This is a genomic window from Microbispora sp. H10885, from assembly GCF_014161415.1.
Taxonomy (GTDB): Bacteria; Actinomycetota; Actinomycetes; order Streptosporangiales; family Streptosporangiaceae; genus Microbispora; species Microbispora triticiradicis.
Genome location: NZ_JABBWY010000001.1, coordinates 459,825 through 476,015, shown reverse-complemented (window position 1 = coordinate 476,015; position 16,191 = coordinate 459,825). Strand labels below are relative to the sequence as shown.

Genomic DNA, 16,191 nt, shown 5'->3' with positions numbered 1-16,191 from the left:
AACGGTCCATGTCCGAGCTAACGCTGCTGCTGATCCGGCTCGCCTTCCTGGCGGTGCTGTGGTTCTTCGTGATCGCCGCGGTCGGCGTCATCCGGACAGACCTGTTCGGTTCGCGCACGGCTCCCGCCCCCCCACGGAAACCGGCCAGGCAACCACGACCGGTGTCCAAGCCCAAAAAGGGCGAACCACGTCAGCTCATCGTCACCGGTGGCCCCCTGCAAGGGACCATCATCAACCTCACGGAGACGCCAATCACCATCGGCCGGGCGAACGACGCCACGCTGGTACTCAGCGACGACTACGCTTCGAGTCGGCACGCCCGGCTCTTTCCGCAGGACGGCCAGTGGATCGTGGAAGATCTCGGATCCACCAACGGCACGTACCTCGAACGTTCGAAAGTGACCCGCCCGACCCCGGTGCCCCTCGGAGTTCCGATCCGCATCGGCAAGACCGTCATCGAATTGCGCAAATGACCATCGCACTCCGCTACGCCGCTCGCTCGGACGTCGGGCTCCTCCGTGAAGGCAACGAGGACTCGGCGTACGCCAGCGGCCGCCTGCTGGCCGTCGCCGACGGCATGGGCGGGCATGCTCACGGCGAGGTGGCCAGCTCGGTCGCCATCGCCGCAATGTCGTCCCTCGACCGGGACGCCTCCGGCGGTGACCTGCTCGGCGCCATCGAGGCTGCGGTCCGGGACGCCAACCACCAGTTGCACGCGATGGTGGCCCGGGACCCGAGCCTCAAGGGCATGGGCACCACCCTCACCGCGATGCTCTGGAGCGGCCCGCGCTTCGCCCTGGTCCATGTGGGCGACTCCCGGGCCTATCTGCTCAGGAACGGCGAGCTGTACCAGATCACGCACGACCACACACTGGTGCAGTCGCTGGTGGACGACGGGCGGATCACCCAGGAGGAGGCCGCCAACCATCCCCAGCGCTCGATCCTGCTGCGGGCGCTCGACGGCAGCGGCGAGGTCGATCCCGACCTGCAGGACCGGGAGGCCCAGGTGGGCGACCGGTACCTGCTGTGCTCGGACGGCCTGTCCACCGTGGTCAGCGCCGAGACCCTGCACCTCACCCTGACCACGATCGACGATCCCGAGGACGTCGTCCGGCAGCTCATCGACCTCGCCAACCGGGGCGGCGGGCCGGACAACATCACCTGCGTGGTCGCCGACGTGATCGAGGTGGACGACGTGCAGCCGCCGCCGCTGGCCGCGGCGGTCGTGGGCGCGGCCGGCTCCGGCCGGGGGCGTTCCACCGCGCCGCCCGACACGCCGGCGGGCCGGGCCGCCACGGTCACCGCGCCGCAGCCGGTGATCACCGACGACGACCTCGGCGACGAGCCCCTACGGGACCCTCAGTCGTCGGGGCGTCGCGCCCGGAAGCGCCGCTCGGGCCCGAAGGTCGCCGCCGGCGTGCTGGTCGTCGCCGTCGCGCTCGGGCTCGGCGGCTACTTCGGCTACGAGTGGACCCAGAGCCAGTTCTACATAGGCGCCAGCGGGGACAGGCTCGTCGTCTTCCAGGGCGTCGACGCGGAGGTCGGGCCGGTGTCCCTCAAGAAGGTCGCCTACACCGACGACATCCGCGTATCGGCGCTGCCCGCGGTCCAGCAGGACCAGGTCCGCACCGGCATCCCGGTCGACGACCTCCAGACCGGGATAACCAGGATCAAGAACTTCGGCGCCTCGGCGACGTCCACGACGGACACCGGGGCGACACCGACCCCCACGAGGTCCGCTAAGTGACTGCTGTCGAAGCCACGCCCGTACCGATGACCGCGAAGCGGCGCGGCGCCCAGCTGGGCATGCTCGCCTTCGCCGTACTGATCGTGATGGGCGCGTACGCCAGCGTCGGGCTCGGGATCAACGGCAAGGTCCCGTCCGGCATGCTCGGCTACGGCCTCGGCCTCGGCGGTCTGATGCTCGCGGCCTACCTGGTGCTGGCCAAGTTCGCGCCGTGGGCCGATCCTCTGCTGCTTCCCCTCGTGACGCTGGTCAACGGCATCGGCCTGGTGATGATCTACCGGCTGGAGGAGGGCGGCATCAAGGACGCCTCGGCCTCCAACCAGCTCATGTGGACGGCGCTCGGTGTGGTGATGTTCTCCGCGACGCTGATCGTGTTGAGGGACCACCGCGCCTTGCAGCGCTTCACCTACACCGCCGGCTTCGCCGGGATCGTCCTGCTCATCCTGCCCGTGCTGCCGGTGGTCGGCTCCGAGCACTACGGGGCCCGGATCTGGATGAACCTCGGTCCGTTCTCCCTGCAGCCGGGCGAGTTCGCCAAGCTGGCCCTGGTCGTCTTCTTCGCCGGCTATCTCGTCGCCAAGCGCGACGTGCTGGCCCTGGCCGGTCGCAGGCTCCTGTTCATCGACCTGCCGCGCGCCCGCGACCTCGGCCCGGTGCTGATCACCTGGGGCGTCAGCATCGCGGTCCTCGTCGCCGAGAAGGACCTCGGCACCTCGCTGCTGCTGTTCGGCGCGTTCATCGCGATGCTCTACATCGCCACCCAGCGCACGTCCTGGGTGCTCATCGGCCTGCTGCTGTTCGTGGGCGGCGCCGTCCTCGCCGGGCAGGTCTTCAGCCACGTGCAGGCCCGCTTCGAGGGGTGGCTGCACGCCGACTCCGCGGCGGTCTACGACTCGGGCACGAGCTACCAGCTGATGCAGGGCCTGTTCTCGCTCGGCTCGGGCGGCATCCTCGGCACCGGGCTCGGCCAGGGCTACCCGGGCCTGACCCCGTTCTCGTTCTCCGACTTCATCTTCGATGCCGTGGGCGAGGAGCTGGGCCTCACCGGCCTGATGGCCATCCTCATGGTGTACGCGCTGATCGTCCAGCGGGGGCTGCGGACGGCGCTGGCGTCCCGCGACCCGTTCTCGAAGCTGCTCGGAGGCGGCCTGTCGTTCATCCTCGCCTGGCAGGTGTTCATCATCGTCGGCGGAGTGACCCGGCTGATCCCGCTGACCGGTCTCGTGACGCCGTTCATGTCCGCGGGAGGCTCGGCCCTGCTGGCCAACTGGATGCTCATCGCCCTGCTCGTACGCATGTCCGACGCGGCCCGCCGGCCGCCGCCACAGGCGATCCAGGACGAGGGAATGACCCAGGTGATGCAGCGATGAACAGCACGCTCAAGCGCGTCGCCGTGGCCTGCCTGCTCATGTTCGGCCTGCTCATGGCCAACGTGACCTATCTGGGCACGGTGCAGGCGGAGAGCCTGCGCAACGACTCGCGCAACGTCCGGATGCTCTACTCCAGGTACAAGGTCGACCGGGGCTGGATCACCGCCGACAACACCAAGACCACCCTGGCCAAGACCGTCGACACCGGCGACCCGAAGTTCCGGTTCGAGCGGGAGTATCCGCTGGGCAAGCCGTTCACGCACGTGGTCGGCTGGTTCGCGCCGGAGAGCGCCGCGGGCATCGAGAGCGCGATGAACCGCTACCTCGACGGCTCGCACCCCGACCTGGTGGTCCGCCGGGCCATCGACATGGTCAGCGGCAAGCCCGCCAAGGGCGCGAGCGTCGACCTCACGCTGAACACCAAGGCCCAGGAGATCGCGTACAAGGACCTGGCGAGCACGGGCAAGCGCGGCGCGGTCGTGGCGATCGAGCCCAAGACCGGCAAGATCCTGACGATGGTGTCGGTGCCGTCGTACGACCCGAACCCGCTGGCCACGGCCAGCAAGGACAAGGTCAACAAGGCGTACAACAAGCTCGACAAGGACGGCGACAAGCCGCTGCTGAACCGGGCGATCGACCTGACGTACGCCCCGGGGTCCACGTTCAAGACGGTGACCTCGGCGGCCTACCTCAGCGACGACTCCTCCCGGGACGAGAACACCCAGGTCGACGCGCCCGACTCGCTGCCGCTGCCGGGCACGAGCATCTCGCTGCCGAACTACCACGGGGAATCCTGCGGCGGCCGGGCGACGCTGGTGGAGGCGCTGACCATCTCCTGCAACACGCCGTTCGCGAAGATGGGCATGGAGCTCGGCTACGACAAGCTCAAGGAGCAGGCCGAGAAGTTCGGCGTCGGCCAGCCGCTGGCGATCCCGCTGTCGGTCGCGGGCAGCAGCATCGGCAAGGAGGAGGGCAAGGCCGAGCTCGCCAAGACCGCGATCGGCCAGCAGAGCAACCAGATGACCCCGCTGCAGATGGCGATGGTCGCGGCCGGCATCGCCAACCAGGGCACGGTGATGAAGCCGTTCCTGGTCAACAAGGTCCTCGGGCCCGACGGCGCGGAGATCGACGGAACCGACCCGGAGCCGCTGAGCGAGGCCGTCACCCCGGAGGTCGCCGGAGAGCTGACCAAGATGATGATCAGCGTGGTCGAGAACGGCACGGGCGGCGCGGCCAAGCTCCCCGGCAAGACCGTGGCGGGCAAGACGGGCACGGCGGAGACCTCGCCGGGCAAGCCGTCGCACGCGTGGTTCATCTCCTTCGCCCCGGTCGACGACCCGCAGGTCGCCGTGGCGGTCTTCGTGGAGTCGGGCAGCGCGGGCAACGACGCCACCGGTGGCGCGGTGGCCGCGCCGATCGCGCACGACGTCATGCAGGCGGTGCTCGGACAGTGACCGAGACGGTGCTCGGCGGCCGGTACCGGCTGACCTCCCCCATCGCCGCGGGCGGGATGGGCGAGGTCTGGCGGGCAGACGACGAGTTGCTGGGCCGGGAGGTGGCGATCAAGCTGCTCGGCCGCCACGTGGCGGGCGACTCGACCTTCCGCGACCGGTTCCGCTCGGAGGCCCGGATCACCGCCGCCCTGACCGATCACGGCATCGCGCAGGTCTTCGACTACGGCGAGACCGACGACGTGGCCTACCTGGTGATGGAGCTGGTGAAGGGCGAGCCGCTGTCGGCGGTCCTCGCCCGCAACGGCGCGCTCGGGCCGGAGGTCACGCTCGACGTCGTCGAGCAGACGGCCCGGGGCCTGCACGCGGCCCACCGGGCCGGGGTGATCCACCGCGACGTCAAGCCCGGCAACCTGCTCGTCACCGAGGCCGGCCAGGTGAAGATCACCGACTTCGGCATCGCCCGCGCGCTGGAGGCCGCGCCGCTGACCGCGACCGGCCTCGTGCTCGGCACCGCCCAGTACGTGAGCCCGGAGCAGGCGTCCGGCGACACGCTCACCCCCGCGAGCGACATCTACTCCCTCGGAGTGGTGGCGTACGAGTGCCTGGCGGGCCGTCCGCCGTTCACGGCGGAGACCCCGGTGGCGCTCGCGCTGCGGCACCTCAACGACACGCCCCCGCCGCTGCCCGGCAACGTGCCCGCTCCGGTGGCGGCCCTGGTGATGTCCATGCTGGCCAAGGATCCCGCCGCGCGGCCGGAGACCGGGCAGCCGCTGATCGACCGGGTGCGCGGGCTGCGCGGGAACCTCGCGGGCACGGCCGCCTCGACGGCGGTGCTCGGCTCGCTCACCGACCCCCGCGGGTTCCCCGTCGCCGGGGGCCACACCATCGGAGGCGGCACCGCCGGAGACGCCGCCGGCGGGACTCGGCCCCTGGGGGCGGTGCCGGTCCCGCCCGCGCCCGGCCGGACGACGCCGCTGAACTCGCCGCTCAACCCGTCGCCGGGTCCCGCGACCCCGGTGTCCGCGCGGCCCACGAGCCCGGGCAGGGCGCCCGCCGCGGGCGTCCCCGGAGCCGGCGTCCGACAGCCGGCCGGAGCGGGCGGGCCCGCGGCGAGCGGGCGCAGGCGGCGTCCGGCGGCCCTGATCCTCGCCGCGGCCGGCTGCGCCGCCGCGGTGGGCATCGGGGTGCTGGCGTTCACCGCCGGACAGATCGGCGACTCGCCGCCGGACACGGGGGAGACCACCGTGCCCACGACCTCGTCGTCCACCGCGCCGACGCCGTCCGAGTCGCCGGCGCGGGTGTCCAAACCGGCGGCGCCGCCGTCGCACCGGCCCACGGCCCGGAGGACGTCGGCTGAGCCGACCGCCGTTCCGTCGGCTACCGTAAGCAGGTCGGCACCATCCACCCGGACGCCCGAACCGGACCCGTCCCCGACCTCTTCCTCGACCTCGGAACCGACGTCCACCCCGGCCAAGGAAACCACCGAGACTCCGCGCCCCACGGAACCCCCGCCCGACACGAACCCTCCGGCTGAGGGGGAGTGATGAGGAAAAAGGTCGATGATGGACACCGGCGGCACCCCACGATGAACGGCAAGGGACTGTGCAGGAAATGACTCAGCCACGACTACTCGGCGGACGCTACGAGCTCGACGGCGTCGTGGGGCGTGGCGGCATGGCCGAGGTCTACCGCGCCCGGGACATCCGGCTGGACCGTGTCGTCGCCATCAAGACGCTCCGCTCCGACCTCGCCAGGGACCACACGTTCCAGGCGCGCTTCCGGCGTGAGGCGCAGTCGGCCGCCTCGCTCAACCACCCGTCCATCATCGCCGTGTACGACACCGGCGAGGACATGATGGACAACACGCCCGTGCCGTACATCGTCATGGAGTTCGTCGACGGGCGGACGCTGCGCGACGTGCTGCGCGCCGACCGGCGGCTGATGCCCGAGCGGGCCGCGGAGCTCGTCGACGGCATCCTGCGGGCGCTCGACTACAGCCACCGGGGCGGCATCGTCCACCGGGACATCAAACCGGCCAACATCATGTTGACGGTCAACGGCGAGGTCAAGGTCATGGACTTCGGCATCGCCCGGGCGATGGCCGACTCCGCAGCCACGATGACCCAGACCGCACAGGTGATCGGCACCGCGCAGTACCTCTCCCCCGAGCAGGCCCGCGGCGAGCGCGTCGACGCCCGCAGCGACATCTACTCGACCGGCTGCGTGCTGTACGAGCTGCTCACCGGCCAGCCGCCCTTCACCGGCGACTCCCCCGTCGCCATCGCCTACCAGCACGTGCGGGAGGACCCGATCCCGCCGTCGCGGATCGACCCCGAGATCCCCCAGTGGGCCGACGCGATCGTGCTGAAGGCCATGGCCAAGGACCCGGTTCACCGCTACCAGAGCGCCGCCGAGATGCGCGGCGACCTCCAGCGGGCCATGTCCGGCATGCCCGTCGACCCCCAGACGATGGCGATGGCCACCCAGCAGTACAACTCGTACGGCGCGCCGGACCGCACCCGGACGATGACCACGGCGGGCGGCGCCGCCACCCAGGGCACCCGCGCGATCCCCCAGTACGACTACGGCCCCGAGGAACGCGGCGGCCGCTACGACGGGCGGCGACGCGGGGGCGGCGGCAACACCGCGCTGAAGACGGCCGCGTGGATCCTGATCCCGCTCCTGGTGATCGGCGCGATGATCGGGGTCGGGTACGCCTTCCTCGGCGGCGGCGGCTCGTCCACGGCCGACAAGGTCGCCATCCCGCAGGTGACCAACCAGACGAAGGCCGCGGCCAAGCAGGCGCTGGAGGCGAAGGGCTTCAAGGTCGAGTTCGGGCCCGAGGAGTTCAACGCCGACGTGCCCAAGGGCTCCGTCATCAGCACCGAGCCCGCCGAGGGCGAGGAGGCCGACCCCGGCTCCACCGTCACCGTCATCGTGTCGAAGGGCGAGGAGAAGATCTCCATCCCCGACGTGACCGGTCTGGCGCCGGACGAGGCCCGGGCGAAGCTCGTGGAGATGGGTCTCAAAGCCAGCGTCGTGGCGAAGGCGTCCAGGCAGCCCCAGGGCAAGGTGTTCGACACCGACCCGAAGGCGGGCGAGGAGGTCGACAAGGGTTCCCTCGTCAAGCTCTACGTGCCCAAGGAGATGACGGAGGTGCCGAGCGTCGTCGGCCTCACGCTGGCGGACGCCAAGAAGGCGATCGAGGGCGCCGGCTTCAGGGTCAAGACGACGGAGCGGCCGAGCGACGTGGTGGCGCCGGGCAACGTGATCGACCAGTCGCCGCAGCCGGGGGCCAAGCTCAACCCCGGCACCACGATCACGCTGACGGTCTCCAGTGGGCCGGAGCAGACGGAGGAGCCGACCCAGCCGCCGGTCGACGACCTCCCGACGGCCGAGCCGACGGACGACGGCGGCGGCGTCGACCTCGGGGACGGCGGGGACGACCCCTTCGGCAACGGCTGAGCAGCGCCACCGACCGAACCGACAACGCTGCGAGAGGACGGCGGCCACCGCACGGCGGTGGCCGCCGTCCGGCTTTCATGAACGGTTCACGTACGGCGCCGCACGCGGCAGGCACGGCGCGGCGGGCAGACCGGGTGCGGCTGAGAGATCGGGCGGAAACGGCCCGTACACGCGAGAAGGGCTTCCGCCACTCGGGGGCAATGGCGGAAGCCCTCACTTTGGTCTTCGTAACAAGAGCGGAAAGCGTTACACGATCCGCGCGAGCCAGTTTCCGAGAAGCCGGTGGCCGTGTTCGGACACGACCGACTCGGGATGGAACTGGACGCCCTCGACGGGGGCGGCGCGGTGACGCAGGCCCATGATGACGCCGTCAGGGGTGGTGGCGGTGACCTCCAGCGCGTCCGGCACGGTCCGCGGGACCACGGCGAGCGAGTGGTAACGCGTCATCGTGACCGGCGAGGGGATCTCCGCGAAGACCCCCCGCCCGTCGTGCCGGACCGGGCTGGTCCTGCCGTGCATCAACTCGGGGGCGCGGCTCACCACCGCGCCGTACGCGACGGCGATGGCCTGGTGCCCGAGGCAGACCCCCAGCAGCGGCAGGCCGCGCCCGGCGCAGTGCCGCACGAGGGGGACGGACACGCCGGCCTCCTCGGGCGTGCCGGGGCCGGGCGAGACGAGCACGCCGTCGAATCCGTCGGCGTCGCCCACCGTGACCCGGTCGCGCGGCCGCACGTCGCAGTCCGCGCCGAGACCACGCAGGTACTGCACGATCGTGTGGACGAAGCTGTCGTGGTTGTCCACGACCAGCACCCTCGGCGGCGCGCCGTGCGGTGCCGTTCGCTGTGTCTCCCGCTCTGTCTCCGGCTGCGTCATCAGCTCGTTCGGCGTTCTCGGGTGTGGAGAAATCGGACTTTCAGCCTAAGGCAATGCCGTACGGGGATCGCCCCGGCGGGCCCGCGCCGACTATCCTTGCTCGGGACTTCGCCGCCATGGCGACTACGCTATTGACACCAGCCCGCACGACCGCGCGGGTACCCACCAGGAGACGCTCCCGTGCCCAAGTCGAAGATTCGCAAGAAGCCCGTCTACACGCCGCCGCAGAAGACGCAGACGGTGAAGGTCAGCCCCCGCTGGCTCGCCCCTCTGATGGTGGCCTGCTGGATCGTCGGCATCGTCTGGATCGCGGTCTACTACATCGCGCCGAACGTTCCCGGTATCTCCGCGCTGGCCAACTGGAACCTGCTGATCGGGTTCGGGCTCATCATCGTGGGTGTCGTGCTGTCCACCAAGTGGCGTTAGCCGTTTGAGATTTTTTCCACAGTCTTTGTCCACAGGCTGTGGGTAAAGTGCGACGCGCGGTCGATCCGCCGGGCCCGCTCCCGTACGGCGAGGCCCGGCCGACCAGGTCAGACGCGCGACGCGCTCAGGTGCGGATGCCCACCGGAGGATATCCGTACGGCGGAAGCGCGGTGACGAGCAGGACCAGCGCCACCAGCACGACCGCCGCGACGCCGACCTGGACGAGTACGCGGTTGCCGCGGGGCGCGTAGGCGAAGCCCGCCGCGACCAGGGTGCCGGTCAGCAGCCCGCCGAGGTGCCCCTGCCAGCTGATGCCGGGCACGACGAACGTGAGCACCACGTTGATCCCGATCAGCCACAGGACGCCCCGGGCGTCGTACCCGAGTTTGCGGGAGACCACGAACAACGCGCCGAACAGGCCGTAGATGGCTCCGGACGCGCCGACCGCCACGGTGCCGAACAGGTAGATGGCGACCGAGCCGCCGAGCGCCGACAGCAGGTAGAGCGCCGCGAACCGGGCCGAGCCGAGCCTGCGCTCCAGTTCGGGCCCGATGACGTACAGCGCCCACATGTTGAACAGGATGTGCCAGAACGACGGCGGCGGCGAGTGCAGGAAGGCGCCGGTGATCAGGCGCCACCACTCGCCCAGGTGGACGCCCAGCGAGTACATGGCGAACCGCTGGATGACCTCGTTCTGGTTCACGACCTCGGCCGCGTACGCGAGCACGTTGAGGGCGAGCAGCGCCCAGGTGACGCGGGGCGCGGCGACGACCGCGCCGCCGAAGGTCGTGCGGGCCTGCCGGACCTCCCGGTTGCCCTCCTGGACGCATTCGGGGCACTGGTGGCCGACCGCCGCCTCACGCATGCAGTCGGGGCAGATCGGGCGCGCACAGCGCTGGCAGCGGACGTAGGTCTCGCGCTCGGGGTGCCGGTAGCAGGTGGGTACGGCGTGCGCCCCCGGCTGCGGGGGCGGCGGAGGCTGGGAGGTCATGGAATCCTTCCTGGGGCGGGTCCCGGTGCGGGCACATCCACGACAGCCAGCCTATAAGCCGGAAACGCCCCGGCCGCGCGCGTTCGCGCGGCCGGGGCGCCGTGATCGCCGGACGCTATGCGCCGTGATCGCCGGAAGCGTCAGGACCGCTCGATGGTGACCTCTTCGAGGACCACGTCGTTGACGGGCCGGTCGCCCCGGGCGGTGGGGGTCTTGGCGATCGCGTCGACGACCTCGGTGCCCTCGATCACCTCGCCGAAGATCGTGTGGCCCTGGTTCAGGTGCGGCGTCGGCGAGACGGTGATGAAGAACTGGGACCCGTTGGTGCCCTTGCCGAACCGCTTGCCGGCGTTCGCCATGGCGAGCAGGTAGGGCCGGTTGAACTGGTTCTCCGGGTGGATCTCGTCGTCGAAGCTGTATCCCGGGCCGCCGACGCCCTGCCCGAGCGGGTCGCCGCCCTGGATCATGAAGCCATTGATCACCCGGTGGAAGATGGTGCCGTCGTACAGCTTGGCGGTCGTCTTCTCGCCGGTCTCGGGGTGGGTCCACTCACGGGTGCCCTCCGCGAGTTCGACGAAGTTGCGCACCGTCTTCGGCGCCTTGTTGGGGAAGAGCCGGACCCGGATCGTGCCGTGGTTCGTGCGCAGGTTCGCGATGAGGTTGTCAGCCACGAGGGCCGCCCCCTTAGGTTGCTCGTGTTAGTTGTCCGGATCACAGGGTATCGAGCATGCCTTCAAGCACCGCCCGTGATTGAGCCCCGACCATCCGGGAAGGGGACGGTCCGGGGCCCCTGTCGATTGGGGAGGTTGATCGTGTCCCTGACAATGAACAGAAAGCGCCGTGCCGAAGTGATCATCCCGCAGACGTGGCTGAGCAGGGTGAGAGATCAGGCGATGAAGGCCGGCGGGCGGGTGAGTCCGATGGCGGAGAACGCCAGAGACCTCGCCACGCACCGGATCGAGGACGCCAGAGTCTGGGCGGCGCCGAAGCTCGACCAGGCGGCGCAGTCGGTCGAGGAGCAGATCGCTCCGATCGTCAGCGCGTTCCTGAGCGAGTTGGCCCGCCGGATCGAGGTGTCGACCGTCACCCGGCGCACCCGGCGGCGCTGGCCCGTCGTCGCGCTGCTCAGCGGTGTCGCGATCGGCGCGGCCGGAGTGGCGATGTACCGCAACAACGCCCAGAAGTGGGCCGACACGATGCGGGACAGTGTGCGGCACACGGGTGCCGACGCCGGCAGGTGGGTGGGAGACAAGGCCGAGGAGGTCGGAGAGAAGGCCGACAAGGCCGCCGACGAGATCTCGGGGAAGATGTCCTGAAACCGGTGGCCGCGCTGTGCGCGGCACACCTGCGCTGATACGGCCGGCGTCCTCCACGCCGGCCGTTCGCGTGTCCGGAGCCCCGCGGGCTCCGCCCGGCCGCCGCTACGTCACCGGCGGCGCGGCGGGTTCCAGGCGGTGCAGCATGGCGGGCAGCGCGCCCTCGTGGACCACGGTCAGCCGCCGCGTCGCCCGCGTGGTCGCGACGTACAGATCCTGGCCTCCCTTGGGGGACTGACGCAGGATGCCCTCGGGGTCGACCACGACCACGGCGTCGAACTCCAGGCCTTTGGAGCCGCGCACGGTCAGGACGGCCACCCTGCTGTCCAGCGGATCGACGGCCTCGGGAAAAAGCGCGCCGATCTCGGCGTGCCGGGCGTCCGGCGTGATGACGCCCACCCGTCCCTCCCCGATCTCACCCCCCTCCCCGATCTCACGCAGTTCCGCGTCCACCAGCCGCCGCAGATCTGTCCCGGCGGCCGGTACGGCGCGGGGGCGGGCGCCGCCGTGCCTGACCGACTCGGGCGGCGCCTGCCCGGGCTCCACCGCCCGCAGCACGTCCGCGGCCACCTCCATGATCTCCGCCGGGGTGCGGTAGTTGACCAGCAGGCGCTCCTCCCGCCAGCGCCCCTTCACGTACGGGTCGAGCATCTCGCCCCAGGACCGGGCGCCGGCGGCCGCGCCGGTCTGCGCGATGTCGCCCACGACCGTCAGGGAGCGGGCCGGGACCCGCCGCATCACCGTCCGCCACGCCATCGCCGACAGCTCCTGCGCCTCGTCCACGATCACGTGTCCGTACGCCCAGGTGCGGTCGCGTGCGGCCCGGTCCGCGGTCGTGACGTACGGCCCGTCGTCGCGGTTGCGGCCGGCCAGCGAGGCCGCGTCCAGCACCGAGGCGGCGTCGGTGATCGTGAGGACCTCCCTGGCGTACAGCTCCTCCTCGCGCCGCTCCTCCTCCGCGCGGCGCCGTCTCGCCTCCGCCCCGTGGTCGTGCTCGCCGAGCAGTTCGGCGGCCTCGTCGAGCAGCGGCACGTCGCCGATGGTCCAGGGCGCCTCCCGTGGCCGCAGCAGCACCGCGCGCTCGTCCTCCGTCAGGTGCGGCCCGGCGGCGGCGCGCAGCCGCTCCTCGTCGGACAGAAGCTCGCGTACGAGCCGCTCCGGGCTGATCTCCGGCCACAGGGCGTCGAGCGCGTCGCGCACCGGCCGGTGCTCCCACAGGGCCGTGGCGGCGTACCGGAGGTCGCCGTCCTCCAAGGGCCGGTCGAGCCGCTCGGCCTCGTCGCGCGCCAGCGCCGGCAGGATCCGGCGGACGAAGGCCCAGCGGGCGATGTTGTGCGGCCGCCGCAGGCCGCGGGCGTGGTCCCGGGCCCGCAGGCAGGTGGCGTGATCCACCCGCAGCGTCATCTCCTCGACCACCACCTCCACACCGCCGCGCAGGGAGGTGCGGACGGGGATCCGCACCTCCAGGTCGCCCTCCGGCACCCGCTCCCGGTCCCGTACGGCCTCCTCTATCACCCGGACCATGCGCGGGTCGCCCTTCACGACGGCGGCGGCGGGCGCGTCCTCGGCCTCGGCCCGCACGCCGGGGTGGAGCCCGCCCAGGCTGGTGAGCACCACCTGGGTCTCGCCCAGCGCCGGGAGCACCTGGCCGATGTACCGGGAGAAGGTCGCGTTGGGCGCGACGACGAGGATGCCGCGCCGTTCCAGCGTGTCGCGGTGCGTGTAGAGCAGGTACGCCGCGCGGTGCAGGGCGGCGACGGTCTTGCCGGTGCCCGGCCCGCCCTGCACGACCAGCGCCCCGGCCAGGCCCGAGCGGATCACCCGGTCCTGCTCCCGCTGGATCGTCGCGACGACCTCGCCCATGCGTCCGGTGCGCCCCCGCCGCAGCGCCGCGAGCAGGGCCGCCTCGCCGACGAGCGTACGGCGGTCGGCGTCGGCCATCCGGTCGAGGTCGAAGACCTCGTCGTCGATCCGGACGACCCTGCGGTCCCGGATGTGGAGGTGACGGCGGCGTACGAGACCCTCGGGGTCGCCGGGGGTGGCGACGTAGAAGGGGCGTGCGGCCGGTGCCCGCCAGTCCACCAGCACGGACGTGTGGTCGTCGTCGCGGAGCCCGACACGTCCGATGTAGAGAGCGCGGCCATCGCCGTCGTCGACGCGGCCGAAGCAGAGGCCGCGTTCGACGGCCGACAACCGCGCGAGGCGGTCGGCGTGCTCGGCCGCCGTCACCTCCCGCTCCACGAGCGCCTGCCTGGTGCCCGAGGCGCCCCGGGCCAGAACGTCGCGCATCCCGCGGCCGGCCCGGTCGCGGGCGACGTCGAGACGTTCGTACAGCATGGAGACGTACTCCTGTTCACGCCGCAGGGCCTCGGCGCGAGCGGCGTCCGGTTGACGATCACTCATTCCTGTGATAAACTCCTAACGAGGGAATCTGTTTTTCAGATATTTTCGAACCTCTCACTATAGGCCATGCCCGGCCGTTTCCCGCCTGCCTTCCGGCTCTTTTCCGCTTCTTCTCGGCCACCCCTGATGCCGCAGTCGATCTGTGTGACGGATGTGAGTGAGACCGCGCCTCTTCTGGGTAGCCGTTCTCGCGGCGGAGGAGCCGCCCGCGTCCCGTTCCGGATTCGTGCGGGCGCCCGGTGAACCACCGCGTACCGCGGGACGTCTTGGAAACAAGGAGGCCCGGATGGACGTCCTCGACAGCCTCGTGGACGAGGAGCTCCGGCTGGAGTTCGTCCTCATCGAGGCGCTGCACCAGGAGGCGGAACGGCTGGCCGCCCCAGCCGTACGCTGAGATCGCGCGCCCGCCGTCCCATCAGGGGACGGCGGGCCGTCTTAACGCCCGCCCGCGCCGGGTCCGGAGTCTCAGATCCAGGGGCGGAACACGGCCCGCACGCAGCCGTCCTTCTTGTTCTTGAACAGGTCGTAGCCCCTGGGCCCCTCGTCGAGCGTCATGGTGTGCGTGGCGAGGTGGGACGGCTTCAGGTCCCCCCTGCCGATCAGTTCGAGCAGCTTCGGGATGTACCGCTGGCCGTGCTGCTGCGCGCCCCGCAGTGTGAGGCCCTTGTTCATCAGCGCGCCGAGCGGGAACTTGTCCACGAACCCGGCGAAGACGCCGAGCACGAACACCGAGCCGCCCTTGCGGCAGGCGTGGATCGCCTCCCGTACGGCGGCCGGGCGGTCCTGCTCCAGGCGGAGCCGCTGCTTGACCCCGTCGTAAACGCGCTGCAGGCCGGTGCTGTCCGCCTCCATGCCGACGGCCTCGATGCACACGTCGGGTCCCCGCCCGCCGGTGCGCTCGCGCAGTTCGGAGACGACGTCGGTGGTCGTGTAGTCGACCACCTCGCAGCCGACGTGGCGGGTGGTCATGGCCAGCCGTTCGGGGTAGCGGTCGATCGCGACGACCCGTTCGGCGCCGAGGAGCATCGCGGCTCTGGCGGCCATCTGGCCGACGCCGCCGCAGCCCCACACCGCGACCACGTCGCCCGGCCGTACGCCGCCGAGGTCGGCTCCCATCCATCCCGTCGGGACGGCGTCGGAGGCGAACACGGCGTCCATGTCGGAGACGCCCTCGGGCACGGTGAACGCGTTGTGGTCGGCGAAGGGCACCCGGACGTACTCGGCGTGGCTGCCTCTGAAGCCCCCCATCGCGTGGGAGTAGCCGAAGATCCCGGCCGTCGACCCGCCCCACATCAGGTCCGTGATGCCCGGGTTGGGATTGCTGTTCTCACACAGGGACCAGTCGCCGTGCCGGCACGACCAGCAGCGCCCGCAGCCGATGATCGAGCAGACCACCACCCGGTCGCCCGGCCGGTGCCGGGTCACCTCCGGGCCGGTCTCCACGATCTCGCCGAGGAACTCGTGCCCGATGACGTCACCCGCCCGCATGGCCGGGATGTGACCGCCGAGCAGGTGCAGGTCGGAGCCGCAGGTGGTGCTGGCCGTCACCTTCACGATCGCGTCCTGGGCATTGAGGATCGCGGGGTCGGGCACCCGCTCGACCGACAGCTCGTTCACGCCCTGCCAGCAGACCGCCTTCATCACAGCCGTCCCCCTTCCGACGCCCGGCCGAGCGCCAGGTCGAGGACCTTCCCCGGCAGGGTGGGCCGGGTGGTGGCGATCTCCTCGTCCGACCGCAGCACGTCGCCCGTCTCCAGCAGGGACTTCGCCTCGCGCAGCGCCGTACGGACCGCCGTGCGGGAGTCCTCGCCGCGCAGCCGGGTCAGGGCGCCTTCGGCCCGCGCCGTACGCCCCCTCGGGCGGGCGTAGAGTTCCGTGCCCCGGCCGCCCGGCGCCCGGTTCATCCGCACCTCCGCGTCCACGCGGGTCAGCGGCTCGGGCAGCCTCTCGCCGGGGGCGACCTCCTCGGGCGGCCGGTTGATCGTGACGCCGAGCCAGCGGCCGGCCGCGAGGGGGTCCCTCGCCGGGACGGGCCTCCGGCCGCGTGCCGCCGCCCATCGCGCCGCTCCGAGGCCCGCGGCCGCGAGTGCCGCGGCGGCGATGAGACGTCTCATGACCTCGCCCCCTCCAGGCCCCCAGGCTCCGC

General features: G+C 71.4%; 14 protein-coding genes. 8 read left to right on the top strand and 6 right to left on the bottom strand.

The genetic code is table 11. The annotated features are described in order from the left end of the window. The first annotated feature begins 8 nt into the window (after positions 1–8). From HHX37_RS02070 to pknB, 6 genes are all read left to right on the top strand, one after another. Complete coding sequence (locus HHX37_RS02070; RefSeq protein WP_117409876.1) at positions 9–473, top strand: FHA domain-containing protein FhaB; 465 nt, start codon at positions 9–11, stop codon at positions 471–473. Then, a complete protein-coding gene (locus HHX37_RS02065) occupies positions 470–1,747 on the top strand; it encodes a Stp1/IreP family PP2C-type Ser/Thr phosphatase (protein WP_182884321.1) in 1,278 nt (425 codons plus the stop codon). The genes HHX37_RS02070 and HHX37_RS02065 overlap by 4 nt, the downstream gene beginning before the upstream one ends. A 26-nt stretch (positions 1,748–1,773) precedes the next feature. Continuing rightward, positions 1,774–3,117 (top strand): FtsW/RodA/SpoVE family cell cycle protein, encoded by a 1,344-nt coding sequence (locus tag HHX37_RS02060; protein ID WP_182882026.1) that lies wholly within the window; start codon positions 1,774–1,776, stop codon positions 3,115–3,117. Further along, entirely contained in the window at positions 3,114–4,571 is a 1,458-nt protein-coding gene (locus HHX37_RS02055) for a peptidoglycan D,D-transpeptidase FtsI family protein (protein WP_182884320.1), read from the top strand. The genes HHX37_RS02060 and HHX37_RS02055 overlap by 4 nt, the downstream gene beginning before the upstream one ends. Next, positions 4,568–6,115, top strand: a complete 1,548-nt coding sequence (locus tag HHX37_RS02050) for a serine/threonine-protein kinase (protein WP_310740235.1) — start codon at positions 4,568–4,570, stop codon at positions 6,113–6,115. Before HHX37_RS02055 ends, HHX37_RS02050 begins: the two co-directional genes overlap by 4 nt. 67 nt (positions 6,116–6,182) lie before the next feature. Then, positions 6,183–8,036, top strand: a complete 1,854-nt coding sequence (gene pknB / locus HHX37_RS02045; protein ID WP_182873097.1) for a Stk1 family PASTA domain-containing Ser/Thr kinase — start codon at positions 6,183–6,185, stop codon at positions 8,034–8,036. Positions 8,037–8,282: 246 nt separating this feature from the next. Here the strand turns inward: pknB and HHX37_RS02040 are convergent, their stop codons facing one another. Next, positions 8,283–8,846, bottom strand: coding sequence for an anthranilate synthase component II (locus tag HHX37_RS02040; RefSeq protein WP_307801145.1), 564 nt, complete (start codon positions 8,844–8,846; stop codon positions 8,283–8,285). A 243-nt stretch (positions 8,847–9,089) separates the two neighbouring features. On the opposite strand from HHX37_RS02040, the gene HHX37_RS02035 reads away from it, so the two are divergent. Next, positions 9,090–9,335: a cell division protein CrgA gene (locus tag HHX37_RS02035; RefSeq protein WP_111697511.1), complete on the top strand. Its 246-nt coding sequence runs from the start codon at positions 9,090–9,092 to the stop codon at positions 9,333–9,335. Positions 9,336–9,459: 124 nt separating this feature from the next. Here the strand turns inward: HHX37_RS02035 and HHX37_RS02030 are convergent, their stop codons facing one another. Both HHX37_RS02030 and HHX37_RS02025 read right to left on the bottom strand, forming a co-directional pair. Further along, positions 9,460–10,326 carry a rhomboid family intramembrane serine protease gene (locus tag HHX37_RS02030; RefSeq protein WP_182873098.1) on the bottom strand — a complete coding sequence of 289 codons (867 nt, stop codon included), beginning with the start codon at positions 10,324–10,326 and terminating at the stop codon, positions 9,460–9,462. Positions 10,327–10,466: 140 nt separating this feature from the next. Beyond that, complete coding sequence (locus HHX37_RS02025) at positions 10,467–10,997, bottom strand: peptidylprolyl isomerase (protein WP_111697509.1); 531 nt, start codon at positions 10,995–10,997, stop codon at positions 10,467–10,469. 153 nt (positions 10,998–11,150) lie between these two features. Between HHX37_RS02025 and HHX37_RS02020 the strand changes: the two genes are divergently transcribed. Continuing rightward, a complete protein-coding gene (locus HHX37_RS02020; protein ID WP_182881871.1) occupies positions 11,151–11,642 on the top strand; it encodes a hypothetical protein in 492 nt (163 codons plus the stop codon). Between the two features lie 105 nt (positions 11,643–11,747). Here HHX37_RS02020 and HHX37_RS02015 read toward each other — a convergent pair whose 3' ends face one another. The 3 genes from HHX37_RS02015 to HHX37_RS02005 all read right to left on the bottom strand — a co-directional run bounded on the left by HHX37_RS02015 (position 11,748) and on the right by HHX37_RS02005 (position 16,159). Continuing rightward, positions 11,748–14,045 (bottom strand): HelD family protein, encoded by a 2,298-nt coding sequence (locus HHX37_RS02015; RefSeq protein ID WP_182884319.1) that lies wholly within the window; start codon positions 14,043–14,045, stop codon positions 11,748–11,750. Positions 14,046–14,510: 465 nt separating this feature from the next. Beyond that, positions 14,511–15,686, bottom strand: a complete 1,176-nt coding sequence (locus HHX37_RS02010) for a zinc-dependent alcohol dehydrogenase (protein WP_182882024.1) — start codon at positions 15,684–15,686, stop codon at positions 14,511–14,513. Beyond that, positions 15,686–16,159 (bottom strand): hypothetical protein, encoded by a 474-nt coding sequence (locus HHX37_RS02005; RefSeq protein WP_182884318.1) that lies wholly within the window; start codon positions 16,157–16,159, stop codon positions 15,686–15,688. Before HHX37_RS02005 ends, HHX37_RS02010 begins: the two co-directional genes overlap by 1 nt. Between the last annotated feature and the right edge of the window lie 32 nt (positions 16,160–16,191).